This window comes from Rhodococcus sp. DMU2021 (genome assembly GCF_019641445.1).
Classification (GTDB): domain Bacteria; phylum Actinomycetota; class Actinomycetes; order Mycobacteriales; family Mycobacteriaceae; genus Rhodococcus; species Rhodococcus pyridinivorans.
Genome location: NZ_JAIFKB010000011.1, coordinates 58,015 through 83,204, shown reverse-complemented (window position 1 = coordinate 83,204; position 25,190 = coordinate 58,015). Strand labels below are relative to the sequence as shown.

Genomic DNA, 25,190 nt, shown 5'->3' with positions numbered 1-25,190 from the left:
GCCTAACGTGACGAACATGCGCGTCGTCTTCACGAAGGGCCCCGGGATCGGGTACGAGATCGCGGTGCACCGCGACATCGGTCCGGAGCTCGCTCCGCGCAACGGCCCGGGCGGTCACCCCTATCTCCCCCACGACCTCGTGCACCTGCTGGTCGAGAACGAGGCGGGTATCGAACTCGGTGTCTTCGGGCAGTTGGCCGCGGGCGACAACGGCATGTTCTGGCCCGTCGACAATGCGGAGCGGACCAGAGCGGGTCGGCGTCGGCGCTCGAAGAAGCATGCGATGCCGCCGCGCGCGGAGGCCGACATGATCAGGTCGGAGACACTGGCGCGCATCGCCGTTCCCGTCTGGGAGGCGCGACGCGGCCTGGCGTCGGGCCTTCCGGCATATGTGTCCGCGCACGATATCACCCCGGTGGTCGACCGGATCGTCGACACCTTCGACGACTACGCCGACCGGTGGCATGCGCTACCGGTCGGCGGGTCGGTGACGGTCATCTGGAAGGTGTCGTTACAGAACCGACGGTGACACGTCGAGGGTGGTGCGGTCGAGGCTTGCGAGCAGATCGAACTGCGGACCGGTCCTGGGCAGTTCGAAACGGAAGAAATACCGTGCGGCGGCGCGCTTCCCGTCGAAGAAGTCGCCCTCGCGGTCGCCCACCGCGAGAAGCTGCTCGAGCCACATCCACGCCACCACCACGTGCCCGACGGCTTCGAGGTAGACCGACGAGTTGGCCAGGGCCACAGCGGGATCGCCGGTGGACCACAGCGTCGCGGTCGTCTCCGCGACGCGCGCCACGGCCGCGCCCAACTGCTGGGCGTAGGCGGCGGCGTCGCCCCCGGCCTGCGTCGCCCGCGCGATCGTCTCGCCCACCGCTTCGCCGAGCAGCGCGAGAGCGGCACCGCCCTGCATGATCACCTTGCGGCCGAGTAGGTCGAGGCCCTGGATGCCGTGCGTGCCTTCGTGAATGGGGTTGAGTCGGTTGTCGCGGTAGAACTGCTCGACGTCGAACTCGCGGGTGTAGCCGTAGCCGCCGAGCACCTGGATCGCGAGGCTGTTGGCTTCGAGGCACCACTGCGACGGCCAGGACTTCGCGATGGGCGTGAGCAGGTCCAGCAGCAGACCGGCGCGGGTGCGCTCGTCGTCGCTCTCGGCGGTGCGCTGCACGTCGACGAGCTTCGAGCAGTACAACCCCAGCGCGAGAGCGCCTTCGACATAGGACTTCTGCGCCAACAACATTCGTCGCACATCGGCGTGTTCGACGAGCGGCACCTGCGGCGAGGCCGGATCCTTGGCGCCGAGCGGCCGGCCCTGCGTGCGGGTACGGGCGTAGTCGAGCGACTGCAGGTACCCGGCGTAGCCGAGGGAGGTGGCGAGGAAGCCGACGCCGATCCGGGCCTCGTTCATCATGTGGAACATGTACGACAGGCCCTTGTGCGGCTCACCGAGCAGGTAGCCGACCGCACCGGCCTCGCCGCCGGGGGTGTGGACACCCTCGCCGAAGTTGAGCAGAGTGTTGGTGGTGCCGCGGTTGCCCATCTTGTGGTTGAGGCCGACGAGCGCGACGTCGTTGCGTTCGCCGAGCGTGCCGTCGGCCTCAACGAGGAATTTCGGGACGATGAACAGCGAGATGCCCTTCACCCCGTCCGGCCCGCCGGGGATCTTGGCGAGGACGAGGTGGACGATGTTCTCGGTGAGTTCGTGGTCGCCGCCGGAGATCCACATCTTGGTGCCGGTCAGCCGGTAGGTGCCGTCGGCGGCGGGCACGGCCCTGGTGGTGATGTCGGCGAGCGACGAACCGGCCTGCGGTTCGGACAGGCACATGGTGCCGAAGAAGCGGCCCTCGAGCATCGGCGGCACGAATGTCTCGATCTGCTCGTCGCTGCCGTGGGTGACCAGCAGGTTCGCGTTGGCTGCGGTGAGGAAGGGATACGCCGAGGTGCCGGCGTTCGCGGCCTGGAACCACGCCATCGAGGCACGTTGCACGGCGACCGGCAGTTGCATGCCGCCGTGCTCCTCGTCGAACCCGCCGGCGAGTAGTCCCGCCTTGCAGAACAGGTCGAGCGCGTCCTTGACCTCGGGGATGATCTCGACGCGACCGTCCTCGCCGATGCGAGGCTCCTGAGCGTCGCCCTTCTTGTTGTGGGTAGCGAAGTGCTTGGTGGCGATGTCGGCGCTCAGGTCGAGTACGGCGTCGAAGGTCTCCCGTGAATGCTCGGCGAAGCGGTCGCGAGCGGTGAGGGACTCGATGTCGAGCCAGTCGTACAGGAGGAAGTCCAGGTCGCGGCGGGACAGGACTGGAGAAGGCATCGAGGATCCTTTCGGGCGACTCGGATATCGGCCGTAGCAGGAACGAACTCAGCAGGAACGAACTAAGCGCTCACTCAGTAGACCAACGACGGTGCATGATGTCAACGACGCCTTCTCCGCGACCCGCAGGACGGACCCCGTGACCGACACACCCGAGCAGACCCCCGACGCCTCTCTTGTCGCAGCGCTCCCGAGCGGTGGATCCGAGGTCGCGCGCCGGCTGGTCGCCTCCGCGGTGGAGTCCTTCGCACGCCGCGGCTACCACGCGACCACCACCCGAGACATCTCCGTCGGCGCAGGATTGAGCCCCGCAGCGCTCTATGTGCACTTCCCGTCCAAGGAGGCCGTGCTCTTCGAGGCCGGCCGCAACGGGCACCTCCACGTCCTCGAGGAGGTCGAGAGCGCCGCCACGAGTTCCACCGACCCGATCGAGCGGATCCGCGCCATCGTCGACCGTTTCGTGCGGATCCACGCCGTGCACCACACCACCTGCCGGGTCGCGCAGTACGAACTGCATGCGCTGTCGGAGGAGCACTACCGCGAGATCGCGGAGATCCGCAGGCGCACCGACGCGGTGGTCCGTGAGGTCATCTCCTCGGGGGTCGACATCGGCGCGTTCCGGGTCGGCGACGTGCCCACCGCAGCACTGGCGATCCTGTCGCTGGGGATCGACGTCGCCCGCTGGTACCGGCCCGGCCGCGTGGACGTCGACGATCTGGCCCGCAACTACGTCGGCCTCGCATTGTCGATGCTCGGGGCGCCCCGTAACTGAACGAAGACGAGGCCCGCAACCCCGGTGGTCTCACCGGTGTTGCGGGCCTCGGATGTCGTTGCAGGTCCGGCTATCCGACGCCGAGCAGATCGATTACGAAGACCAGCGTCTTGCCTCCGAGCGGATGCCCGGAACCGGCCGGTCCGTACGCGAGCTGCGGGGGCACCGTGAGCTTGCGGCGTCCACCGACGCGCATGCCCGGAATGCCTTCCTGCCAGCCCGGGATCAGTCGTCCGAGCGGGAAGCGGACGGAGTCGCCGCGAGCGAACGACGAGTCGAACACATCGTTGGTGTCGTACTCCACGCCGTGGTAGTGCACGTCGACCACGCCGCCGGGCTGCGCTTCGTCGCCGTCACCGATGGTGATGTCCTCGATGACGAGATCGGCGGGCGCCGGGCCGGTCGCCGGCTCGACCGTCGGAACCTCCGGCGGCACCTGCACGGCGAGCAGGTCGATGATGAACACGAGCGTCTTGCCCGACAGGCGGTGGCCCGACCCGGCGGGACCGTAGGCGAGCTCCGGCGGGATGGTCAGCTGGCGACGGCCGCCGACCTTCATACCCGGGATGCCCTCCTGCCAGCCGGCGATCAGACCGGACAGCGGGAAGGTGATGGACTCACCACGGCTCCACGACGAGTCGAACTCTTCACCGGTATCGAACTCGACCCCGACGTAGTGGACTTCGACCTTCGATCCGGGCTCCGCTTCGGCACCTTCGCCGACCACCAGGTCCTTGATGACCAACTGGGTGGGGGCGGGACCCTCCTGGAACTCGATTTCAGGCTTTGTCATGCGTGTCTCCTCGTCGGGATTCGGTCGATCTTTCCGGTCGCTCCGAGGGTTCAGCGCTCCTCGAGGGACGTGTACGGGCGCTCGGTGTAACCGGTGTAGATCTGACGCGGACGGCCGATCTTCAGGGTCGGGTCCGAGTGCATCTCACGCCAGTGCGCGATCCAGCCGGGCAGGCGACCCAGGGCGAACAGCACGGTGAACATGCGGTCCGGGAAGCCCATCGCACGGTAGATCAGGCCCGTGTAGAAGTCGACGTTCGGGTACAGCTTGCGCTCGATGAAGTAGTCGTCCGTGAGGGCGGCCTCTTCGAGCTTCATGGCGATCTCGAGCAGTTCGTCGCCCGCACCGAGCTTCTTGAGGATGCGGTCGGCGGTCTTCTTGACGATCGCGGCCCGCGGGTCGTAGTTGCGGTAGACGCGGTGCCCGAAGCCCATGAGCTTCACGCCGTCTTCCTTGTTCTTGACCTTGCGGACGAAGTCCTTGACGTCGCCGTCGGACTTGTGGATGCCGTCGAGCATCTCGAGCACGGCCTGGTTGGCGCCGCCGTGCAGCGGGCCCCACAGTGCGTTGATGCCGCCCGAGATGGACGTGAAGAGATTGGCGTCCGAGGAACCGACGAGGCGCACCGTCGACGTCGAGCAGTTCTGCTCGTGATCGGCGTGCAGGATGAGCAGCATGTCGAGCGCCTGAGCGATCTCGGGATCGATCTCGTAGGGCTCGGCCGGGAAGCCGAAGGTCATGCGCAGGAAGTTCTCGACCAGCGACAGCGAGTTGTCGGGGTAGAGGAAGGGCTGACCGACCGACTTCTTGTAGGCGTAGGCCGCGATGGTCGGCAGCTTGGCGAGCAGACGGATCGTCGACAGCTCGACCTGCTCGGAGTCGTCCGGATCGAGGGAGTCGGGGTAGTACGCCGACAGGGCGTTGACCGCGCTCGACACGACGGGCATCGGGTGCGCGTTGCGCGGGAAGCCGTCGAAGAACCGCTTGAGATCCTCGTGCAGGAGGGTGTGGCGGCGGATCTTGTCGGTGAAGACCTCGAGCTGCTCCGCAGTCGGCAGCTCACCGTAGATCAGTAGGTAGCTGACCTCGATGAACGTCGACTTCTCGGCGAGCTGCTCGATCGGGTATCCGCGGTACCGCAGAATGCCCTTCTCGCCGTCGATGTACGTGATCGCCGACTTCGTGGAGGCGGTGTTGACGAAACCCGGGTCGAGGGTGGTGTACCCGGTCGCCGCGAGGAGCTTGCCCAGCTCGATACCGTCATTGCCTTCCGTCGCCTTGGCGATCGACATCGTGTGTTCGCCACCGGGGTAGCTGAGGGTGGGGTTGGTGTCATTCTCAGCGGGCACGAAGGATCCCTCTCAAGCTCAGACCTACGAGAAACTTCCGGACATTCACGTAGAACCTAGCCGTAGCGCGGGGTATGCGCTGCGGCAGGGTCCGCCGAAAGTCCCCGATCGGTATGTCGTCCATGTGGGTTCCGAACGCTCGCCCGCACCCTCCGCGACTGCGCCGCAAGGCCGGCACACGCCGATAACCTGCGGCAATACTACCCGGGTCTCACCAAGGTCGTTACGCGGGGATCTGCGCGTATCCGGCGCCCCACGCCGGACACTGTACTCACGGCACAGCGAAGAGTGCGTCGACCAGCACGGCGGTGGTCTCCGCGACGGGCGCGCCCTCGAGGGGTGCGTCGGGGTCGCCGGTGGTCGAGTCCGACAGGATCGCCAGCAGCAGCGGTTGCCCGTCCGGCGACCACACCACCCCGGCGTCGTTCACCGTCCCGTGATTGCCCCCGCCCGTCTTGTCCGCCGACGTCCATCCCGGCGGCAATCCCCCGCGGATCCGGGTGTCCGAGGTGGTGGTGGCGCGCATCCAGCCGAGCAGTGTCCGCTGTTGCGGCGCGGGCAACCCCGCGCCGAGGAGCACCTCCCGGAAGCCGCGAGCGAGTCCGGCAGCGGTGGTGGTGTCGCGCTCGTCGCCCCGTGCCGCCTCGTTGAGTTCGGGTTCCCAGCGGTCGAGCCGGGTGGTCTCGTCCCCGACGGAACGGGCGAAGGCGGTGACGGCCCCGGGTCCGCCGATCCGTTGGAGCATCAGGTTTCCGGCAGTGTTGTCGCTGCGGGTGAGCGCGGCCTCGCACAGCCGGTCGATCGGCAGTACGCGCCCCTGATGTTCCGAGGTCACCGGCGAATTGACGACGATGTCCTCCGGGTCGATCGGGAGGGTCTCGTCGAGACGGAGGGATCCTTCCGCCTCGAGTCGCAGGATCGCGGCGGCGGCGTAAACCTTGAACGGAGAACAGATCGCGAACCGTTCGTCGGCCCGATAGGTGTGGACGCGCCCGGTCACCGGCGACTGCGCGACCACACCGAGCCGCACGGCGTAGCGGTCCTCGATCTCCCGGAGACGCTCGTCGACACCGGCGGCGAGCAGATGTGTGCCGGGTACCGAATCGGCCGTCGTCGACGGCCCCCTGGCGACCGGACCGTCCGGCGACCCGCAGGCCGCCGCCGCGGCGACGGAGGACAGGGCGAGGGCGGAGTGGAGAAAACCCCTGCGCGACAATCCTTTCCGGTGCAGTGAATCGGTGGAAGTCATGCCGACAGGACACCACCGACGGGAGTCGCCCCGCCAATACCCACCCGCCGTCCGCACGAGTCGGAAGAACTATCGCCGCTGTTGGAGGCGGGGACGACGGACGGGATCCGGCCGCGCGACACGCCGGGTCGGTGAATCGTCCGCCCGTGCTGATTGAATCCCCTGCCATGGACCTGATCCGCCACCTCCGGTTCTTCGTCACCGTCGCGGAGGAAGGACACTTCGGCCGGGCCGCGGCGGTGCTCGACATGACGCAACCTCCTCTGTCACAAGGACTTCGGAAACTCGAGCAGCATCTCGGTTCCGAACTCGTGCATCGCACCAGGCAGGGAGCGGTCCTCACGCCCGCCGGAGCGGAACTGCTCCCCCGCGCTCGTCTCCTCGTCGACGACGCCGATCGTTTCCTCGCCGAGGCCGGGCGCGTCGCCCGCGCCCGGGGTCTTCTGCACTGGGGTGCCACCCGCGTACTACCCGATCGCCTGGTCACCCTGTGCGTCACCGTTCTGAGCAGACGCGGTGAGGCGACGGTGGCGACGCGTTCCGCGAGCACGGTCGAACTCGTCGACGCTGTCCGCTCGGGCATGTGCGATCTCGCCGTCGTCGAGCATCCGACTCTGACCGAAGGACTCGAGGCCGGCCCGGTGGTCAAACTCCGGCGATGGCTGGTCGTGCCGGCCGACCACCGCAGCGCCCGCTCCGACCGGCCCCGTCTGCCGATGCTCTCCGACCTGACGTTCGCCGCGCCGCCGCGGACGGGGAACCCGGCGGCCTTCGACGCGGCGCAGGATCTGCTGCGCGAACGCGGACTCGATGTCGAGACCACCCCGGCGGCGGACGACCGCGCGGTGCTCGCCGCCGTGGCCGCCGGTACCCACTTCGGGATGTCGACCTCACCGCCCGGCTCGGTGCCCGGCGTGGCCTGGCTGGACTGGGCTCCGTCCGCGCTGGCCCTGCGGGTGCGCATCGTGCGACGTGCCGACGCCGACGTCGGTGCGCACGTCGACGCCCTCGACCGCGTGCTGTTCAAGGAACGCGTCCGGTGAAAGGCGGGGAACGGCGAGACACGGCGGTCGACCGGATCCGCGCGGTGTTCGCGGATGCCGGGTGCACGGGATGGCTGCACGCCCGCCGGTGTTCGGATCCACGTGCGGCGACGCTGTCGGTGCGCGGGGACGAACGCGTGGTCCTCGCGTCGGTGTACAAGCTTCCGCTGTTCCTCGCGTTCTGCGCGGAGGTGGACGCCGGCCGACTCGACGCATCCGGGCAGCTGCGGATCGTGCCGTCGGACTGCACCCCCGGCCCGACCGGGATCGCGAGCTTCCGGGATCCGGTGACGATGAGCCGACGCGACGTGGCCGCATCGATGATGACGGTGTCCGACAACGCGGCGGCCGATGTGCTGCTCGGCGAGATCGGCACGACCACCGTCGAGGAACTCCTCGCGCGCCTCGGACTCACGCGGACCCGGATCATCGGTGGCACGGCGGACGTCTATCAGCGCCTCGTCGAGGAGACGGACACCCGCACCACCGTCGAGGCGTTCCGGGCGCTCACCGACATCGACGCGGCCTGGACGGTCTCGGCGTACGACCCGGCCTACACGAGCGCGACCATCCCGGAGGAGATGACCCGGCTGCTCGAGACCGTGTGGTCGGGCTCGGTGCTCTCGCCCGAGAGCACCGCCTTCGCGCAGCAGGTGATGCGCGCCCAGGTCTGGCCGCACCGCATCGCGTCGGGCTTCCCGCATCGCGGGGTCGCGATCGCCGGCAAGACCGGCACGATCGGCATCATCCGCAACGAGGTGGCGGTCGTCGAGTTCCCCGGCGAGTATCCGATCGCCGTCGCGGTGTTCACCCGCGCCGCCCGCGCGGATCCCGTACTGCCGGTCGTCGATGCAGCGATCGGTGAGGCCGCGCGCATCGCCGTCACGGAGTTGCGTGCTCCCTTGCCGTGCGACTCCGCAGGCGCGTCATCCGAGAGTGCGTGAGACCCGGTAGCGCACGAAGGCCGGGAAGGCGACGACGCACACGAGCGTGCCGACGATGACGAGGACGCCGCCACCGGCAGCCGCGACGGCCGTGCCTGCGGCCGCTGCGGCGGCGCCGTGGAGCACGTCGCCGATGCGCGGTCCGCCCGCGACGACGACGATGAACACGCCCTGCAAGCGGCCACGCATCTCGTCGGTGGCGACGGTCTGCAGCATCGTCGAGCGGAAGGCCGCGGACACCATGTCGACCGCCCCGCCGAACGCCAGGAAGAACAGGGCGACCCACAGCAGCAGACCGCTGCCGTCGGGCTCGGCCCACCACACCGCGACACCGAAGCCGACCATCGCCACGCCCCACAGGACGATGCACACGATCACGGCGAGACCCTGGCGCTGCACCCGCGGCAGCCATCCGGAGAAGACGCCGCCGATCACCGCGCCGACCGACATGGCCGCGAACAGCAGACCGAGGGCGAAGCCGCCCTGCGCCGGATCGCCGAACGACTCGTGGGCGATCTGCGGGAACAGGGCGCGCGGCATCCCGAACACCATGGCGACGATGTCGACGACGAACGACGCCAGCAGGATTTTCTGGCCCGACAGGTACCGGAAACCGTCGAAGACCGCGCGCAATCCGGCCTTGGTGACCTCACCGAGCGGCGGAATCGCCGGGAGTCGGACCACCGCCCACAGCGTGGCGAGCAGGAAGATCGCGTCCAGCAGGTAGAGGGTGGACAGACCCACGACGGGAATGAGAGCGCCGGCGAACAACGGACCGGCGATCGCCCCGAACTGCACGACCGTCATGTTCAGCGAGGTGGCCGCCGCGATCTGCCCGACCGGCAGCAACCGCGGGATCACCGCCGCCCGGGTGGGCTGGTTGACGGCGAAGAACGCCTGCTGCACCGAGAAGAGACAGAGCAGTACCCACACGTTGTTCAGACCGATCGCGGCCTGCGCCCACAACAACAGCGACGTGACACCGAGACCGGTGGAGGTGACGATGAGCAGTTTCCGGCGGTCCATCGCGTCGGCGAGCGCTCCACCCCACAGGCCGAACACCACGAGCGGCACGAGTCCGAACACGCCGGTCAACCCCACATAAGCGGAGTTCCGGGTGATCTCGTAGATCTGCTGGGGTACGGCGACGACCGCCATCTGCGCACCGATGACGGTGACGATCCCGGCCCACCACAGCCGGGCGTAGTCCTTGTTGCGCAGCGGTGTGGTGTCGGCGAGCAGGCGCCTCACGGTTGCAGACGCTCGGCGATCCAGCGACCGTCCACCAGGCGGGTCCGGATCCGGTTGTGCAACCGGTTGGGTCGTCCCTGCCAGAACTCGACGGACTCGGGCACGATGCGGAATCCACCCCAGAACGGCGGCACCGGGATGTCGTCGTCGACCTCGTAGCGCTCGGCGGCATCGACGAGGGCGTGCTCGAGATCGGCGCGCTCCGCCACCGGACGCGACTGCTGCGACGCCCATGCGCCCAGGCGGGATCCGCGCGGCCGCGTCTGCCAGTACGCGAGGGTCTCCTCGTCGGGCACGCGCACGACCGGCCCGCGTACGGTCACCTGCCGGTAGACGGGCAACCAGAGGAAGGTCGCCGAGGCGTAGGGGTGCCCGGCCAGATGGCGGCCCTTGTCGGACTCGAAGTTGGTGAAGAAGGTCAGACCGTCGGCGTCGATCTTCTTGCACAGCACGGTGCGGGTCGCCGGGTGGCCGCGCTCGTCGACGGTCGCGAGCACCATCGCGTTCGGCTCGGGCACCGCGGTGGCGACCGCGTTCGCAAACCACGTACGCACCAGCGGAAGCCAGCCCTCGGCGACATCGCCGGGGGTGAGATCGCGGTCGGCCGGGGACTCGTCGGTCGGCCCTGCCGGGCTGTAGTCGACACGCATACGCGCGAGGTCGTCACCCTCGGGGCGCGGCAACGGGAAATCGGACGGCACGAACGACGACGGTACTCCCGGCATCCGGGCGGCGACGCTCGGACCACGGGGGCTACAGTTTTCCCGACGACCCGAGTGGGGCGCCGATCACACCTGACGGTGACCTCATTCCACCGGCAGCGCGGCTCGGACCGGGCCGTGCTCGAACGAGGAGAGCCCAACCGTCATGGCAGCGCGCGCGTCAGTTCCCGAGGATTTCGTCGCAGGACTCGAAGGCGTGGTCGCCTTCACGAGCGACATCGCCGAGCCCGACAAGGACGGTGGCGCACTGCGCTATCGCGGGGTCGACATCGAAGAGCTCGTCGAGAAGGGAGTGACCTTCGGCGACGTGTGGGCCCTGCTCGTCGACGGCGAGTTCGGTCGCAGTCTGCACCCGGCCGAGCCGTTCCCCCTGCCGATCCACACCGGCGACGTGCGTGTCGATGTCCAGGCCGGTCTGGCGATGCTCGCACCCATCTGGGGCTTCCGTCCGCTGCTCGACATCGACGATGCGACCGCCCGCGACAATCTCGCCCGCGCCGCGGTGATGGCCCTGTCCTATGTGGCGCAGTCCGCCCGCGGCATCTACCAGCCCGCCGTGCCGCAGCAGCGCATCGACGAGGCGAGCACCGTCACCGAGCGCTTCATGGTGCGGTGGAAGGGCGACCCGGATCCCAAGCACGTCGAGGCGATCGACGCCTACTGGGTGTCGGCGGCCGAGCACGGCATGAACGCCTCGACGTTCACTGCCCGGGTCATCGCCTCGACCGGCGCGGACGCGGCCGCCTCGCTCTCCGGCGCGGTCGGCGCGATGTCGGGCCCTCTGCACGGCGGTGCCCCCGCGCGCGTGTTGCCGATGATCGAGGAGACCGAACGCACCGGCGATCCGCGCGGTCTGGTCAAGGGCATCCTCGACCGCAAGGACAAGCTCATGGGCTTCGGTCACCGCGTCTACCGCGCCGAGGACCCCCGCGCCCGGGTGCTGCGCAGCACCGCCCAGCGGCTCGACGCTCCGCGCTTCGAGGCGGCGGCCGCGCTCGAGCAGGCCGCCCTCACCGAGCTGCGCGAGCGTCGTCCCGACCGGGCGATCGAGACCAACGTCGAGTTCTGGGCTGCGGTGATCCTCGATTTCGCGGAGGTCCCCGCGGCGATGATGCCCGCGATGTTCACCTGCGGACGGACCGCCGGCTGGTGCGCCCACATCCTCGAGCAGAAGCGTCTGGGCAAGCTCGTGCGTCCCGCGGCGATCTACACCGGCCCCGATCCGCGCCCTGCCTCCGAGGTCACGGGCTGGGATTCGATCACGCATCGCTGATGCCTCTTCCTCTGCCGGGCCGACCAGCGCCCGGCGGGGGTTCCGAGGGGGCGGTCTAGACTGCCTGTGCACCATGTCCCTCGACTCTTAGGACACGCATTCCGATGGCAGACGCGTCACCGATCATTCCCGCCGACCTCAAGCCCGCAGACGGTCGCTTCGGCTGCGGCCCGTCCAAGGTTCGTCCCGAGCAGCTGCAGTCGCTGGTCGATGTCGGCGCTTCGGTGTTCGGCACCAGCCACCGGCAGAAGCCGGTCAAGGACGTCGTCGCCCGTGTCCGCTCGGGTCTGCGCGACCTGTTCTCCCTGCCCGAGGGCTACGAGGTCGTCCTCGGCAACGGCGGCACCACCGCCTTCTGGGACGCTGCGGCCTTCGGTCTGATCCGGGAGCGCTCGCAGCACTTCACCTACGGCGAGTTCTCGTCGAAGTTCGCGACGGTCGCGAAGAAGAACCCGTTCATCGGCGATCCGATCGTCGTGGGTTCGGAGCCGGGCTCGGCTCCGGAGATCGTCGCCGACGCATCGGCCGACCTCATCGGCTGGGCGCACAACGAGACCTCCACGGGTGTCGCGGTTCCGGTGCAGCGTCCCGCCGGTTCCGACAACACCCTGATCGCGATCGACGCGACCTCGGGTGCCGGCGGCCTGCCGGTGAACATCTCCGACACCGACGTGTACTACTTCGCCCCGCAGAAGTGCTTCGCCGCCGACGGTGGCCTGTGGATCGCGCTGATGAGCCCGGCAGCGCTCGAGCGTGTCGCCGAGATCAAGGAATCGGGTCGCTTCACCCCCGAGTTCCTGTCGCTGCCGATCGCCGTCGACAACAGCAGCAAGGACCAGACCTACAACACCCCGGCACTGGCCACCCTGCTGATGTTCGCGAACCAGATCGAGTGGCTCAACGGCAACGGCGGTCTCGACTGGGCCGTGGCGCGCACGAAGGATTCGTCCTCGCGCCTGTACGAGTGGGCCGAGGCCTCCGAGTACGCGACGCCGTTCGTCGCCGATCCGTCGCTGCGTTCGCAGGTCGTCGGCACCGTCGACTTCGCCGACTCCGTCGACGCGGCGAAAGTCGCGAAGATCCTGCGGGCCAACGGCATCGTCGACACCGAGCCGTACCGCAAGCTCGGCCGCAACCAGCTGCGCATCGGTATGTTCCCGGCCATCGATCCCGAGGACGTCACGCAGCTGACCAAGTGCATCGACTGGGTCGTCTCCCAGCTCTGAGTACGCCGCACAGCGGGGCCGGGTCCGATGTCGGATCCGGCCCCGTTGTTGTCATAGTCTCGACCTCGCATCGAGACATTTCGGCGAACCCTGGACGATAACGCGCCGCGTCGGATTTCTTGCGATGTCGCTCGGCGTGGCGCGGCGTGTCCGGCCACGAAAAATATCCAGGTCGGTTACAGTCGGGCGGGTCAATCGCGATCGGCGCGAGGAGGTCAAGGTGCGAGAGCTTCGAGTGGTCGGTCTCGAGCCCGATGCTAAGCATGTGGTGCTCGCCGATCCCACGACGGGGGACAAGTTCCGCATTCCCGTCGACGACACCCTGCGCGCGGCCGCTCGCGGAGATCTGGCCCGTCTCGGCCAGATCCAGATCGAGACGACCAGCCAGCTCCGCCCTCGCGAGATCCAGGCCCGCATCCGCGGCGGCGCCTCGGTCGAACAGGTGGCCGATGAGGCCGGCGTCCCGGTCGCCAAGGTTGAACGGTTCGCCTATCCCGTCCTGCTCGAGCGGTCCCGGGCCGCCGACATGGCCAAGAAAGGCCATCCCGTCCGCCCCGACGGTCCCGCCGTCGAGACCCTCCACGAGATCGTCACGCAGGCCTTCCGCGCTCGCGGGCACAGCCTCGACGAAGCCGAGTGGGACGCCTGGCGCGACGACGAGGGCTTCTGGGTCGCGCAGTTGCGGTGGCACGCCGGTCGTTCCACGAACCGCGCGCACTGGCGCTACCAGCCCGACGCTCACGGCGGCACGATCACCGCGCTCGACGACATTGCCGCCGATCTCGTCGATCCCGATTGCGGCCGTCCCCTGCGCTACCTGACCCCGGTCTACTCGGCGCGCGACGTCGACGATTCCACTGAGGTGGAGAACGCCGACCGTCACGCCCCGATCGCGCTGGAGGCTCCCGCTTCCGATGAACCGGCTCCGGAGCCGGTCGCCGACGAGGAGACCACCGTCGCCGTCACGGTGCCCGACGACGCCGATGCATCGCGCGCGTCGCAGGCTCCCGCGAAGGACAAGCGCGGCAAGCCCGCGCTCCCCTCGTGGGACGACGTGCTGCTCGGTGTGCGCAGTAACGGACGCGTCTGAGGAAGTCGTCGACGATGTCGGCGACAGTGTCGACGCTCTGGTACGTCGACGCACCCGATCCCGTAGCGGTGCTGCGCGAGTTCTCTCCGGACCGCGATGCGGCGCGAGCACTTCTGTCGCGTCTGTTCCCGGAGTTCCAGGTCGATCCCGGCGCGCGGGTACCGCTCGCCGACGCCGGGGGCACCGGCGAGGACGATGGCGCCGAACAATTCCGGGTCGGTAGCTATCCCGGTGTGACGGTGGTGTCGAGCCCCCGATTCGCACTACGCCACCCCTCGGAGCTGCCCACGATGTGGTTGCGCACGCCCGCCGCCGAACGCACGTGCCTGCTGGCATCCGATCCGGCCGGTGCGTGGGGATCGTTCGCCGTGTGGGAGTGCGGCCGGCTGCGCCGCGGCTTCGGAGCGAACACCGTCGAGTTCTTCGAGGACCAGGGAATCCCGTTCGTATGGGAGCGGCCGTTCTGGGCGGGCGAGCATCCGCTCCGCTGGCCGCCGAACGTACCCCCTCCCCCGGAGTCCCTGCCCTTCCACCCTCGCAAGCTCGTCGAGGAGGCCCACGGGGCGTGGCTCGGGTTCCGCTATGTCGGGCGCCGCGACGACGAACTCGACCCACGGAACATCGACACCTGGAGTTTCACGCTGCGCACCCCGGTCCCGCAGATCTCCGTCCCCGCACCGAAGACCTCCTGGTGGCGGCGACTCGCGGCGCACTGACGTGCCGTCGAGCGACGCTCCCGGTCGGACTCGTCACTCCTCTGCTCCGACAATGAATTTCACCTCGTCGATGTCGTCGGGCGTGATCTCCGGGGATTGCAGGACGAGAGCCCAGGCGTCGACGTACTCGGTGCTGTACCTGTGGCCGTGCCCGGCCGGGACACCCGTGGAGAAGGGCAGATCGGCCGTGACCTGCCAGAAGGTCACGAACGGGATCCACACCATGTCCTCGAGCACGTCGCGGCCGGGGGCTTCGCCGATCCAGTCCGGCTCACTCGTGATCAGGTGCGGACTCCACCAGACGATCGGGTCCGACGGGTGCATCAGATACAGCACCCGACTCCCCTCCCACGGCTCGTCCGTCGGCGGGATCTCCGCCTGTGGGTCGTTCGTGAACCGCACCGTGCGGCCGTCCCGGAAGACCGGTTCGATCTCGGGGCTGCCGGCCTCCCGGCGATCGCTGAACTCCCGGAAGAGGACGTTGAAGTTCGGAGGTCCGGCGAAGACCGTGCCCGACGTGCGATTGCGCAGGTCGTACTCGCCGCTGAAGGCGGTCTCCCCGCCGAACGAACCGAGGCTCTCCCCAGCCACGAGCAGTCGGGGGCGGGCGTCCTGGGGAAGCTTCGACCAGACGTCGTAGACCGCGTCGAACAGGTCGCGTCCGGCTTCCCGCGCCTTCGACTGATCGACGAGATAGGAGATCCACGAGGGCAGATAGGAGTACTGGATCGCGACCGTCGCGACGTCGCCGCCGGTGAGGTACTCGACGGAGTCCACCAGGGCAGGGTCCACCCAGCCGCTCCCCGTCGTCGTCACGACGACCAGGTTGCTCCGCTCGAATCCTCCTGCCCGGGTGAGGTCCTCGACAGCGAGGGACGCGCGATCCTCGGTGTCGTCCGCCGATGCCAGGCCGGCGTAGATCCGGATCGGTTCGAGGGCAGGACCTTCGGTGAACTCACCGAGTTGTTCGGTGGTCGGCCCCTGCCCGACGAAGATCCGCCCCTGCCACCCGAGAGAATCCCACGGAACGAACGAATCCGGTCCACCGGAGCGGAGTGCGGTCGTCGGTTGCTGCACACCTTCCTCGGTTCTCGTGTCCCGCGCCGAGAACGCCGCATTGGCGGCGTCGATGAAACCGGCGAGGAGCACTCCGGAGACGATCGCGTACACGAGTCCCGCGACGAGAACCCACCCCACGACGTTCGCGGCCCGCTGCCCGATCCACCGGTCGAGTGTCCGTGCCGCCCAGTGGTACAGGGCGCGGATACCACGTCCGATCGCCAGCAGCACAGCGAACATCACGACCGCGACGAGCGGGGAGAGAACCGCAAGTGCCAGGTTGTACTCGGAAACCCGCATCAGAGTACGGATCTCGTGCTGCCAGTACTGACCGAGCCCGAAGAAGACCGCGAAGAGGACCGCCCCGCAGACGCCGAAGATCCACCACGACGCAGCCTTGGGAGACCGAGGAGGCCGGTCGGCGAAGGCGCGCCACACGAACGCGAGGAGCACGCCGAGGCCGTATCCGATCGCGGCAGTGATCCCGCAGATCATCCCCTGCAGGATCCCGCCGCGCGGAAGCAACGACGGGGTGAACGACAGGCACGCGAAAAGCACTGCACCCCAACACCCGGGAAGTGTGAGGTGCAGTGCCCACCGCCGTGTCCGCGATCGGGGAACTTCGGTCGCGACGTTCGCACCCGGATCACCCCGGACGTTGCGGCCGTTTTCTTGCACGGTCGCGTCAGTAGTAGTCGGCGCGTGGCTGCCAGGTCGAGATCGCCCAGATCACGACCGCGTCCAGCGCGATGATCAGAATCGACCACCACGGGTAGTACGGCAACCACAGGAAGTTCGCGATGATCGACAACGCAGCGAGGACGATCGCCGTGACACGGGCCCAGGTGGCGCCGCTCATCAACGCGAGACCGGCGACCAGCATCACGACACCGAGGACGATGTGGATCCATCCCCACGTGGTGAAGTCGAACTTGAACGTGTACTCCACGCCCCGCACGAAGACTTCGTCCTCGGCCACCGCGGCGATTCCCTGGAAGAGCTGGACGACGCCGACCGTTGCCAGGATGATCGCGGCCCCGATCGAGGTGCCTGCGGCGATGCCCTGCTTCACACTCATTCCGTCCCTGTCGGGACGTACGTCATGAGACATGACGATCCTCTCGTGTACGAAGGAGACATCGGTCGTGCGCCGGCCCTCGCGAGGAGCGGTCACGATCCGATTCGGAGGAGCAAGGACGCTACGGGTTACGCTGACGCCCTTATACTTTCAACCGCCGGCTACCCCGACGCGATACAACGATCGCACGAGCCGACCACGGAAGGGCACCCGTCCGGGATGCCCTTCCCGCACCGATGGTTCACGCGATGGGCACGCCGTCGCGTCCGGTCGTGACGTTGCCGAGCGCCTGCGCTTTGAGGTGTTCGTACTCCGTGGGTGTGATCGCACCCGAATCGAGCAGGGCCTTGGCGTCGGCGATCTGCTGGGCCGGGGATTTCCCGACTGCCACGGTCCGGATGTACTCGTCGGTGGCCTGCTTCGCCTCCGCTTGGGCCTGCTGCGCCCGCAGTGCCATCCCGCGGCCTCGAGCGATCAGGTAGACCAGCGCCGTGAGGTACGGAAGGATCACCAGTCCGATGACCCACATCGCTTTGACCCAGCCGGACACGGAGTGATCACGAAAGAGGTCGACGATGATTTGGAACAGGACGATCAGGTATGCCACGAAGGCGAATACGACGACTGTGTACCACACGTAGTCCCAGAATGAATCCATAGCCGAACCTCCTCGGCCGGACCGGGGGACGGAACGATGCCCGCGAAACCGCCCGGTGATTGAAGATCTCGAATCCTGTGTCCCCTGCGGCGTGCCGTTGCCGACACCACCACCAGTCATGGCCCATCCGCTCGACACCGGAACGAATCCGTGGCATCTGTCCGACTCCGGTGTCGGCGGGTCTCGCTACGAGCCATGACGACCTCCGCCCCTCCCGTCCGGAAGGAACGCATAAACCATACGCCCATCACGAGTGGAGGGCACGTGTTTTCGCTGATCGTGCGCCCGGTGCACGACCGGGTCGTTCAGGAGTAGATCGCTCGGGGGTTCCATGCCGAGATCGCCCAGATCACCATCACGTCGAACGCGATGATCAGGATCGCCCAGCCCGGATAGTTCGGAAGCCACAGGAAATTCAGCACGATCGACAGTGCGGCGATGACGAACGCCACCACCCGCGCCCAGGTCGCGCCGGCGATCAACGAGATTCCCACCACCGCCATCGCGACGCCGACGACGATGTGGATCCAACCCCACGTCGTGAGGTCGAACGCGAACGTGTATTCCGGCCCGGCGACGAGCAACTCGTCGTCGGCGACCGCAGCGATCCCCTGGAGGATCTGCAGCGTCCCGGTCAAGGTCAGGATGATCGCGGCTCCCACCGCCATTCCGGCCGCCAGACCCTGACCGACCGACATGTGCTCCCGCTCGGCATTCGCACCGTGGGACATGACTCTCCTTCCGGCCCACCCAACATTTCCGAGTGTGCGCTTCGGAGGCGTTCTGCGGAATGCCTCCAGTGGAGGAACTCCCCGGCGGAGGCGGTCAGGACACGAGCAGCGCGAGCCAGCCGAACGGCACACCGGCCACGAAACCGGCGGCGAGCCAGCGCAGTACCTGCACCCGGAGCCACGACCACACGGTCGGCGCGACTCCCGCGACCGTCACGACATTGACGACGACGGCGAGGGCCGGATGGATCCGGCCGAGCACCTGCCCGCAGGCGACGACGGTGATGACGGTGGCGACGAAGGAGAATGCCGTCAGCGTGAGCCCCGTCGCCCAGGGGGTGGGCACGGGGCCGCGAGCCTGGCTCATCGCGGAAGCCGCACCCGCTCGTAGAACGCCATCGCAGCCGCGGTGGCCACGTTCAGCGAATCCGTGCCGGGAGCCATGGGAATCCGGGCGCGCACGTCGGTCGCCCGCATCGCATGTTCGGTCAGGCCGGGGCCCTCGGCGCCGAGCAGGAGCGCGACTTTTTCCCCCGTCATCGCTTCGGCGAGCGGGATCGCCCGTGGGTCCGGGGTCAGGGAGATCAGTTGGAATCCTCTGCTGCGCAACAGATCCAGGTCGTACGGCCACCGGTCGACGTGCGCGAAGGGGACCCGGAGGACGTGCCCCATCGACACGCGCACCGCACGCCGGTACAGAGGGTCGGCGCATCCTTTCCCGAAGAGCACACCGTCGACGCCGAGTCCGGCGGCGTTGCGGAACATCGAGCCGATGTTCTCGTGGTCGTTGACCCCTTCGAGCACCGCGACCGTGGTCGCCTTGTCGAGGACGTCGTCGAGCGAGAGCGGTTCGGGCCGGTGCGCGACGGCGAGCACCCCGCGGTTGAGGTGGAAGCCGACGACCTCCGCCATGGTCGCCGCATCGGTGCGGTAGAACGGCACGTCGACGTCACGCAGGTCGTCGGCGAGTTCGTCCAGCCGCCGACTCACCCCGAGCAGGCTCGTCGCAGCGAACCGGGAGTCGAGCATGCGCTGGACCACCAGCACACCCTCTGCGATCACCAGACCCTTGCCACCGGGAAGGTCGGGCCGACGGTCCGCGGAGTTGAGATCGCGGAAGTCGTCCACCCGGGGGTCGGAAGGATCGTCGATGTCGATGACGTGAACCACCGGGTCATTCTCCCAGCGGCCCTGCACCCTCCCGCACCGGGTCGGTCGTCATCGACCGCGGTGCGGTCAGTCGTCATCGACCGCGGTGCGGTCAGTCGTCTTCAGCGACGAGCGCCGTGAGGATTCCGACGGCGTCGCGCAATGTGGCGAGCGAGTCGGGATCGAGTTTGTCGAGCCGTTCGGTCAGCCACACTTCGCGTGCCTGCGCCTCGTCGGCGAGCAATTCCCTCCCGGCTTCGGACAGCGTCACGATGATCTGTCGTCCGTCCGTCGGGTGCGGCGTCCGCTCGACGAGACCGAGTTCATGCAGAGACGCGATGACCCTGGTCATCGAGGGTGGTTGGACGCGTTCGCGCGCTGCCAGTGCCCCCGGGGTCATCGCACCTTCCTGCGCGAGGGTGGCCATTGCCGAGATCTGGGTCAGAGAAACTCGGGAATCGGTGCGTCTCCCCCGCAGATGACGCGTCAGACGCACAACGGCGAGTGAGAGGTCACCGGCGAGTGCGCGTGTATCCGAGATCATGGCGTGCAGAATACGTCACATCGCCCGAAACACGCGTCGGCTGCCTAGGTGAGCAGTTCCGTGAGCGGATCGACCGAGAAGTACAGGGCGAACAGCACTGCGACGATCCACATCAGCGGATGGATGGTGCGGATTTTGCCGCTCGCGGCGTGCAGGATCACCCAGGTGATGAAGCCGACGCCGATGCCGTTGGCGATCGAGTAGGTGAACGGCATGACCATGATGGTCAGGAAGGCCGGCAGCGCCACAGCGAACACCGAGAAGTCGATGTCGCGGACCTGGCCGATCATCAGGGCACCGACCACGACGAGAGCCGGAGCGGCCGCTTCGATCGGGACCACCTCGTACAGCGGGGTCAGGAACATCGCGAGCAGGAACATCACACCGGTGACCACGTTGGCCAGGCCCGTGCGGGCTCCTTCCGCGATACCCGAGGCCGATTCGACGAACACCGTGTTCGACGAGGCGGAAGCGCCACCACCGACGATGGCGCCGGTGCCCTCGACGACGAGGGCCTTGCCGATGCCGGGCAGGGTGCCGTTCTTGTCGGCCAGGCCGGCTTCCTTGCCGAGGCCGGTCATGGTGCCCATGGCGTCGAAGAAGTTCGCGAGGACGAGCGTGAACACGAGCAGGGTCGCGGCGATCACGCCGATGCGGGTGAACGCGCCGAACAGGTCGACGTTGCCGACGAGGCTCAGGTTCGGGATGCCGAAGAAGGAGTCGGGGGCGTCGGGGGTGCTGAGGTTCCAGCCCTTGGGGTTGGTGCCCAGCGACGGGCCGACGTCGGCGATGGCCTCGATGATCATCGACAGGATCGTCGTGGCGACGATGCCGATCAGCAGTCCGCCGCGCACCTTGCGTGCTACGAGCACACCCATGAGCAGCACACCGACGACGAAGACGAAGGTCGGCCACGACGCGATGGAGCCGTCGATGCCCAGGCCGACAGGGACGGTGGTGCCGGCGGCGTCGGGGATGCGGCGGACGAAGCCGGCGTCGACGAGGCCGATCATGGCGATGAAGGCGCCGATACCGGCAGCGATGGCGGCCTTGAGTTCTGCCGGGATCGCGTTGAAGACCGCAGTGCGGAAACCGGTCAGGGCCAGCACGACGATGATGATGCCGTCGATGACCACCAGGCCCATCGCTTCGGGCCAGGTGACCTGCGGCGCGATGGTCACCGCCAGCAGGCTGTTGATGCCGAGGCCGGCGGCGATGGCGAACGGATAGTTGGCGACCACACCGAAGACGATGCTCATGAAGCCGGCGACCAGCGCGGTGACGGCGGCGACCTGGTTGATGGGCAGGATGTTGCCCATCACGTCGATCTTCGCGCTCGCGTCCTCGGCGGAGAAGCTACCGAGGATCAGCGGGTTGAGGACCACGATGTACGACATCGCGAAGAACGTGACGATGCCGCCACGCACCTCTCGGGACACGGTGGAACCGCGTTCGGTGATCTTGAAATAGGTGTCCAGGAAGGACGTTCGCTTGGAGTCGGTGCCTACGGCCATGTCCACAAATCCGCTCGTCGAGTACGGGGCGTCGCAACGGGAACCGATTATTGCAGCGCGAAGGAACTAATCTGCAAACCGTGGAACCCGCCCAGCTCGTCGCAGCCCGCATCCGACGCCTCGCCGACCCTCGCCCCGCGCTTGCCGTGGGAACCGGTCTGTGGGTGGTGGCGACCGTCGTCGTGGCGGTGGTGGGCGGCGAACTCCGGGACGATGTGCTTCCGGTCTGCGTGGCGGGAATCGTGGTGGGGCTGCTGGGAACTGCGCTCTTCCTGTTGCAGCGTCGCGCCGCCCGACGCGGTGACCGGGGTGCCCAGGCGGGGCTGGACTGACCCTCGCCCACGGCCGTCCGCGACAAGCCCACAGCGGTGTCAGCGACGGATCCGCACCCGAGTGATCAACCACACCCACAGCAGGGCCCATGTGATCCCGAAGATCCAGCCTGCGACGACATCGGTGAACCAGTGCGCCGCGAGGTAGACGCGAGAGAGCCCGATCACGAGGGTGTAACCGGCGAGCGCGATCGTCGCGGCGGTCCGGCGGCGATCGCCGCGCGGCCACGTGCGCACGACGACCGCGACGAGCACCGTGGCCAGAACTGCGCTGGTCATCGCGTGTCCGGACGGGAACGACTCGGTGCGCAGGGCCAGGAGCCGTTCGGGTTCCGGTGGCCGGACACGGCCGAACAGATTTTTGAGCAACACCATCAACGGCCAGCCCGTAAGGACCGCTCCGGCGACGAGGACGGCGTCGGACAGACGATCGGCCCGCACCAGCAGCAGCGTCGTCGCCGCGGCGATCAGGCTCGTCGCGACTCCCCCGCCCGTGTGGGTGAGTGCGGTCACCGCGGTGGTCAGCCACGGCTCGCGGAGCGACACCATCCAGTCGAGCACCGCGGCATCGAGCGTCACGGTTCGGTTCTCACGTCCGGAGCCGTGAGCGCGGTGAGTGCCGCGGCCAGGCCGATCGGTGTGCTGTGGACGGTGCCGGCCGCGTCGACCCACCACGGGACCTCGACCTCACCGGTCAGGGCTCCGGAGCAGCGGAGGACGAGTCGGTCGTGCAGCGCAAGTACGCCGCGCGGAAGCGGCACCCCGGCGACGATTCCGGCCAGGACCGCGGCCGGTTCGCGCTCCCACGTCGAACTCCTCCCCTGCTCGACGGGTTCGGCGTCGACCACCGCGGACGCCACGGCGATGTCGAGCACGTCCGCGAGCGCGTGGGCGGTTCCCCTGCCGCCGGTGACGAGGCGGTCGTGCGGGATCGCGGCCGCGAACCACGGACGGTCGGGTACGAGAGCGTCGGCTGCGTCGACGACGACACCCGACAGGCTGCGCACCCCGTCGGGCAGAGTGACCGACTCGGGATCGAGACCACCCGACGAGAACGCCGCGGCGAGCGCGTCGTGCGCGGCGACGATCGCGGCCGGCCCCGGCGACCTGCTGTCGTCCGCGAGCCGGTCGAGCAGTGTCTGTGCCAGTTCGATGTCGTCGATCCGCGTTCCGGCGAGGGCGCTGCGGAAGGCCGATGCGTCGGGGTGGGTACAGGGATCGAGCAGACCTTCGAAGAGGGTGTCGTCGGCGAACCGGTAGTGGCCCAGAGGCCGGCCGTCGAGCGACGCGCGGGTGCGCAGATACCCCGCCGTATATCCGGCGGGGTCGGCGATCGCTTCGGCCGTCGCGGGCTCGGCGGCCAGCAGGGTCAACGCCCGCGACCAGCGGCGATCGTCGACGAGATCGAGGTCGCGCACCGCGACGAGCACCTCGGGATCGTCGTCGAGCCGCTCCCACCACAGGTGTTCGTCGGGCAGATCGTGGTCGGGGCCGGTCGGCAGTTCCGCACGCAGGACCGTGAATCCCCAGCCCACACCGATCGCCCGCAGGGCGTCGGCCCCGTACCGGTCGACGACGGACGGGTCGACGGTGCCGAAGGGCGCGTCCTCGACGAGTACTTCTGCGAGCGGTGCACCGGGAAGCAGGAGTTCGTCGGCGGGGACGAGGTCGCCGTGGGTGTCGGGCAGCAGCAGTGCCCCGAGTTCGCGGGGCACGGCCGCGGGCGACACGAGCGGCACCAGTCGCAGCACGACGTCGGCGAGCTCACCGGCCGGGAGGTCGCCCTCCGGGTGGAGGTCGTCGGGATCGGCGTCCTCAACGGCTGCGACGAGCGCCGGGTCGGCGAGCAGGTCCTCGACCGTCACGGTGCCGGCTCCGAGCCGGGCGAGCAGCGGATGCGCGGCGTCGGGATGGACGAGACGCACCCACGGCATGGACACCGGGCCGATATCCTGCAGTTGCGTTGCGAGAACGGCCGTACGCGGGCCGGTCACGGTCCGTCCGTCCGACAGCGGAACCGGCAGCGATGCGAGTTCCTCGGCCGCGACCGCGTCGACAACGAGCGGAGTGAGCGCCTCGTACAGGCGGTTCCACCACTTCGGATCGCGTTCGTGCCCGGAGAGCAGTTCGGCCAGTCGCGCGAGACCGAGCCGGTGCACGCCGACGGCGGACAGCGCGGACGCATGTCGCGGCCCGCACAACTCGGGGATCACGAGCCCCGGGACCACCTCGCCGAGGACGTCGGCGAGGTCGTCGGTGAGACCGGGAAGTGCGACGGCCCGGTCGGGCACCAGATCGGCGCTGCGGTCGGCGGCGGGAAGCCACGCGCCGGCAGCCAACTCGTCGAGGATCGCCTCGCGGATGCGTTCGTCTACCTCGCTGCGCGCGAAACCCGGCAGGGGCACGAGGTCGAGTCGCTGCTCGGCGGGCAGAGCCGCGACGAACCGCGCGTATCCGCGGGCGACGTTCTCGACGTGGGCTCCGGGAAGCACGCGCCTCCGGTCGGGTTGCATGGCGACGTCGGCGACGACGATCGCGGGAAGTGACAGCTCCTCGTCGGAGCGGGTGGGGGCACGCAGGACATCGCTGCGGACCGGGTCGACCCGCCCGTCGACGACGGGCACCAGCCATCGCGCCGACGCTCCGGTGAACTCCCACCAGGTGCGATCGCCGATCCGCACCTCCCACAGGCCGCTGTCGAGTTCGCGCCGGTGACGGGTGAATTCGTCGTCGGCGACGAGGACGGTGTGCAAGCCCGGGAGTTCGAGCAGGATGTCGTGGGCCTCGGATCGGAAGGCGTCGAGCAGTGCGACCGGGTCCACCCCGGGGCGCAGGGTCAGCACGACCTCGGTGTCGCTGCCGGTCGCCGGCGGGGCCTCCGTCGGCCACACGAGGCGCAGCGCCGGGACACCCGACTCCGGCTCGGGCAGGTTCCGCTCGGCCAGCACCGCGCGGGTGCGCTCGGCCGAGAAGTGGAGCGAACCGGTGCGCGAACGCACCTCGATGTCGTCGGAGACCGACAGCACCGCCGTGAAGCCGACACCGAACCGCCCCACGGTGGATCCGGCGCCGGTCTTGTTCGACGAGCGCAGTGCGGTCAGCGCGTGGACACCGCCCTCGTGGAGCGGCTCACCGATGTTCGCGACGTGGAGACGGCCGTCGGCGAACCAGACACGCAGCTCACCCGGTACATCGGCACGCGCGGCGGCGTCGGCGGCGTTCTGGGCGAGCTCGGTCAACACGCGGTCGCGGTAACCCGCGCGGACATGATCGGCCTCGGTCGCCGCGTCCTCGCGCAGACGGGTGGGCGACGACGACCAGGCCGCGAGGATCCCTTCGCGTAACGCCGCGGTCCCGAACGGATCCGCGGGGTCCGGCCGGGTCAC

At 68.6% G+C, this 25,190-nt stretch carries 25 protein-coding genes and 1 pseudogene; 9 read left to right on the top strand and 17 right to left on the bottom strand.

Going from position 1 to position 25,190, the window contains the following annotated elements:
• Positions 1-16: 16 nt before the first annotated feature.
• The gene (locus K3M35_RS16150) at positions 17-529 is read left to right on the top strand and encodes a hypothetical protein (RefSeq protein WP_064060212.1); all 513 of its coding nucleotides are present in this window, start codon (positions 17-19) and stop codon (positions 527-529) included.
• Here K3M35_RS16150 and K3M35_RS16145 read toward each other — a convergent pair.
• The gene (locus tag K3M35_RS16145; RefSeq protein WP_071934416.1) at positions 512-2,311 is read right to left on the bottom strand and encodes an acyl-CoA dehydrogenase; all 1,800 of its coding nucleotides are present in this window, start codon (positions 2,309-2,311) and stop codon (positions 512-514) included. The two genes, K3M35_RS16150 and K3M35_RS16145, sit on opposite strands and share 18 nt — an antisense overlap.
• A gap of 139 nt (positions 2,312-2,450) precedes the next feature.
• Here K3M35_RS16145 and K3M35_RS16140 point away from each other — a divergent pair, with 139 nt between their 5' ends.
• The gene (locus tag K3M35_RS16140) at positions 2,451-3,083 is read left to right on the top strand and encodes a TetR/AcrR family transcriptional regulator (protein ID WP_037217077.1); all 633 of its coding nucleotides are present in this window, start codon (positions 2,451-2,453) and stop codon (positions 3,081-3,083) included.
• Positions 3,084-3,153: 70 nt separating this feature from the next.
• Here the strand turns inward: K3M35_RS16140 and K3M35_RS26210 are convergent, their stop codons facing one another.
• From K3M35_RS26210 to bla, 4 genes and pseudogenes are all read right to left on the bottom strand, one after another.
• On the bottom strand, positions 3,154-3,519 hold the full coding sequence (locus K3M35_RS26210) for an FKBP-type peptidyl-prolyl cis-trans isomerase (RefSeq protein ID WP_039958015.1): 366 nt from the start codon (positions 3,517-3,519) through the stop codon (positions 3,154-3,156).
• Between the two features lie 6 nt (positions 3,520-3,525).
• Positions 3,526-3,876 (bottom strand): annotated as a pseudogene (locus K3M35_RS26205) (FKBP-type peptidyl-prolyl cis-trans isomerase); the annotation flags it as partial.
• Between the two features lie 50 nt (positions 3,877-3,926).
• Positions 3,927-5,225: a citrate synthase gene (locus K3M35_RS16130; RefSeq protein WP_006551650.1), complete on the bottom strand. Its 1,299-nt coding sequence runs from the start codon at positions 5,223-5,225 to the stop codon at positions 3,927-3,929.
• Between the two features lie 271 nt (positions 5,226-5,496).
• Positions 5,497-6,474 (bottom strand): class A beta-lactamase, encoded by a 978-nt coding sequence (bla, locus tag K3M35_RS16125; RefSeq protein ID WP_232512401.1) that lies wholly within the window; start codon positions 6,472-6,474, stop codon positions 5,497-5,499.
• A gap of 167 nt (positions 6,475-6,641) precedes the next feature.
• Between bla and K3M35_RS16120 the strand changes: the two genes are divergently transcribed.
• Both K3M35_RS16120 and K3M35_RS16115 read left to right on the top strand, forming a co-directional pair.
• Positions 6,642-7,517, top strand: coding sequence for a LysR family transcriptional regulator (locus K3M35_RS16120; protein ID WP_064060215.1), 876 nt, complete (start codon positions 6,642-6,644; stop codon positions 7,515-7,517).
• The gene (locus K3M35_RS16115; protein ID WP_064060216.1) at positions 7,514-8,461 is read left to right on the top strand and encodes a serine hydrolase; all 948 of its coding nucleotides are present in this window, start codon (positions 7,514-7,516) and stop codon (positions 8,459-8,461) included. The genes K3M35_RS16120 and K3M35_RS16115 overlap by 4 nt, the downstream gene beginning before the upstream one ends.
• On the opposite strand, the gene K3M35_RS16110 is transcribed toward K3M35_RS16115, so the two are convergent.
• Positions 8,444-9,712 carry an MFS transporter gene (locus K3M35_RS16110; RefSeq protein WP_006551656.1) on the bottom strand — a complete coding sequence of 423 codons (1,269 nt, stop codon included), beginning with the start codon at positions 9,710-9,712 and terminating at the stop codon, positions 8,444-8,446. The two genes, K3M35_RS16115 and K3M35_RS16110, sit on opposite strands and share 18 nt — an antisense overlap.
• A complete protein-coding gene (gene pdxH, locus K3M35_RS16105) occupies positions 9,709-10,395 on the bottom strand; it encodes a pyridoxamine 5'-phosphate oxidase (protein ID WP_174556313.1) in 687 nt (228 codons plus the stop codon). Before pdxH ends, K3M35_RS16110 begins: the two co-directional genes overlap by 4 nt.
• A 184-nt stretch (positions 10,396-10,579) precedes the next feature.
• Between pdxH and K3M35_RS16100 the strand changes: the two genes are divergently transcribed.
• The 4 genes from K3M35_RS16100 (at position 10,580) to K3M35_RS16085 (ending at position 14,739) form a co-directional block, all read left to right on the top strand.
• Positions 10,580-11,707, top strand: coding sequence for a citrate synthase 2 (locus K3M35_RS16100; protein WP_220666689.1), 1,128 nt, complete (start codon positions 10,580-10,582; stop codon positions 11,705-11,707).
• A 104-nt stretch (positions 11,708-11,811) separates the two neighbouring features.
• Positions 11,812-12,933 (top strand): phosphoserine transaminase, encoded by a 1,122-nt coding sequence (serC, locus tag K3M35_RS16095; RefSeq protein WP_006551659.1) that lies wholly within the window; start codon positions 11,812-11,814, stop codon positions 12,931-12,933.
• Positions 12,934-13,153: 220 nt separating this feature from the next.
• A complete protein-coding gene (gene sepH, locus K3M35_RS16090) occupies positions 13,154-14,023 on the top strand; it encodes a septation protein SepH (RefSeq protein WP_024103094.1) in 870 nt (289 codons plus the stop codon).
• Positions 14,024-14,037: 14 nt separating this feature from the next.
• The gene (locus K3M35_RS16085) at positions 14,038-14,739 is read left to right on the top strand and encodes a hypothetical protein (RefSeq protein ID WP_006551661.1); all 702 of its coding nucleotides are present in this window, start codon (positions 14,038-14,040) and stop codon (positions 14,737-14,739) included.
• Positions 14,740-14,772: 33 nt separating this feature from the next.
• On the opposite strand, the gene K3M35_RS16080 is transcribed toward K3M35_RS16085, so the two are convergent.
• The 8 genes from K3M35_RS16080 to K3M35_RS16045 form a co-directional block, all read right to left on the bottom strand.
• The gene (locus K3M35_RS16080; RefSeq protein ID WP_254707581.1) at positions 14,773-16,356 is read right to left on the bottom strand and encodes an alpha/beta-hydrolase family protein; all 1,584 of its coding nucleotides are present in this window, start codon (positions 16,354-16,356) and stop codon (positions 14,773-14,775) included.
• Between the two features lie 127 nt (positions 16,357-16,483).
• Positions 16,484-16,909, bottom strand: a complete 426-nt coding sequence (locus K3M35_RS16075) for a hypothetical protein (RefSeq protein WP_039587697.1) — start codon at positions 16,907-16,909, stop codon at positions 16,484-16,486.
• Positions 16,910-17,117: 208 nt separating this feature from the next.
• The gene (locus K3M35_RS16070; RefSeq protein WP_006551664.1) at positions 17,118-17,534 is read right to left on the bottom strand and encodes an SHOCT domain-containing protein; all 417 of its coding nucleotides are present in this window, start codon (positions 17,532-17,534) and stop codon (positions 17,118-17,120) included.
• Between the two features lie 305 nt (positions 17,535-17,839).
• Entirely contained in the window at positions 17,840-18,265 is a 426-nt protein-coding gene (locus tag K3M35_RS16065; protein ID WP_200359481.1) for a hypothetical protein, read from the bottom strand.
• Positions 18,266-18,359: 94 nt separating this feature from the next.
• Positions 18,360-18,632, bottom strand: a complete 273-nt coding sequence (locus K3M35_RS16060; protein ID WP_200359479.1) for a DUF2537 domain-containing protein — start codon at positions 18,630-18,632, stop codon at positions 18,360-18,362.
• Positions 18,629-19,435, bottom strand: a complete 807-nt coding sequence (locus K3M35_RS16055) for an RNA methyltransferase (protein WP_200359477.1) — start codon at positions 19,433-19,435, stop codon at positions 18,629-18,631. Before K3M35_RS16055 ends, K3M35_RS16060 begins: the two co-directional genes overlap by 4 nt.
• Before the next feature lie 91 nt (positions 19,436-19,526).
• Entirely contained in the window at positions 19,527-19,958 is a 432-nt protein-coding gene (locus tag K3M35_RS16050; RefSeq protein WP_006551668.1) for a MarR family winged helix-turn-helix transcriptional regulator, read from the bottom strand.
• Between the two features lie 44 nt (positions 19,959-20,002).
• Entirely contained in the window at positions 20,003-21,472 is a 1,470-nt protein-coding gene (locus K3M35_RS16045; RefSeq protein WP_033096781.1) for an NCS2 family permease, read from the bottom strand.
• 80 nt (positions 21,473-21,552) lie between these two features.
• Here K3M35_RS16045 and K3M35_RS16040 point away from each other — a divergent pair, with 80 nt between their 5' ends.
• On the top strand, positions 21,553-21,804 hold the full coding sequence (locus K3M35_RS16040; protein WP_006551670.1) for a DUF2530 domain-containing protein: 252 nt from the start codon (positions 21,553-21,555) through the stop codon (positions 21,802-21,804).
• Between the two features lie 39 nt (positions 21,805-21,843).
• Here the strand turns inward: K3M35_RS16040 and K3M35_RS16035 are convergent, their stop codons facing one another.
• Entirely contained in the window at positions 21,844-22,383 is a 540-nt protein-coding gene (locus K3M35_RS16035) for a phosphatase PAP2 family protein (protein WP_019289931.1), read from the bottom strand.
• Positions 22,380-25,190 carry a sacsin N-terminal ATP-binding-like domain-containing protein gene (locus K3M35_RS16030; protein ID WP_220666688.1) on the bottom strand — a complete coding sequence of 937 codons (2,811 nt, stop codon included), beginning with the start codon at positions 25,188-25,190 and terminating at the stop codon, positions 22,380-22,382. Before K3M35_RS16030 ends, K3M35_RS16035 begins: the two co-directional genes overlap by 4 nt.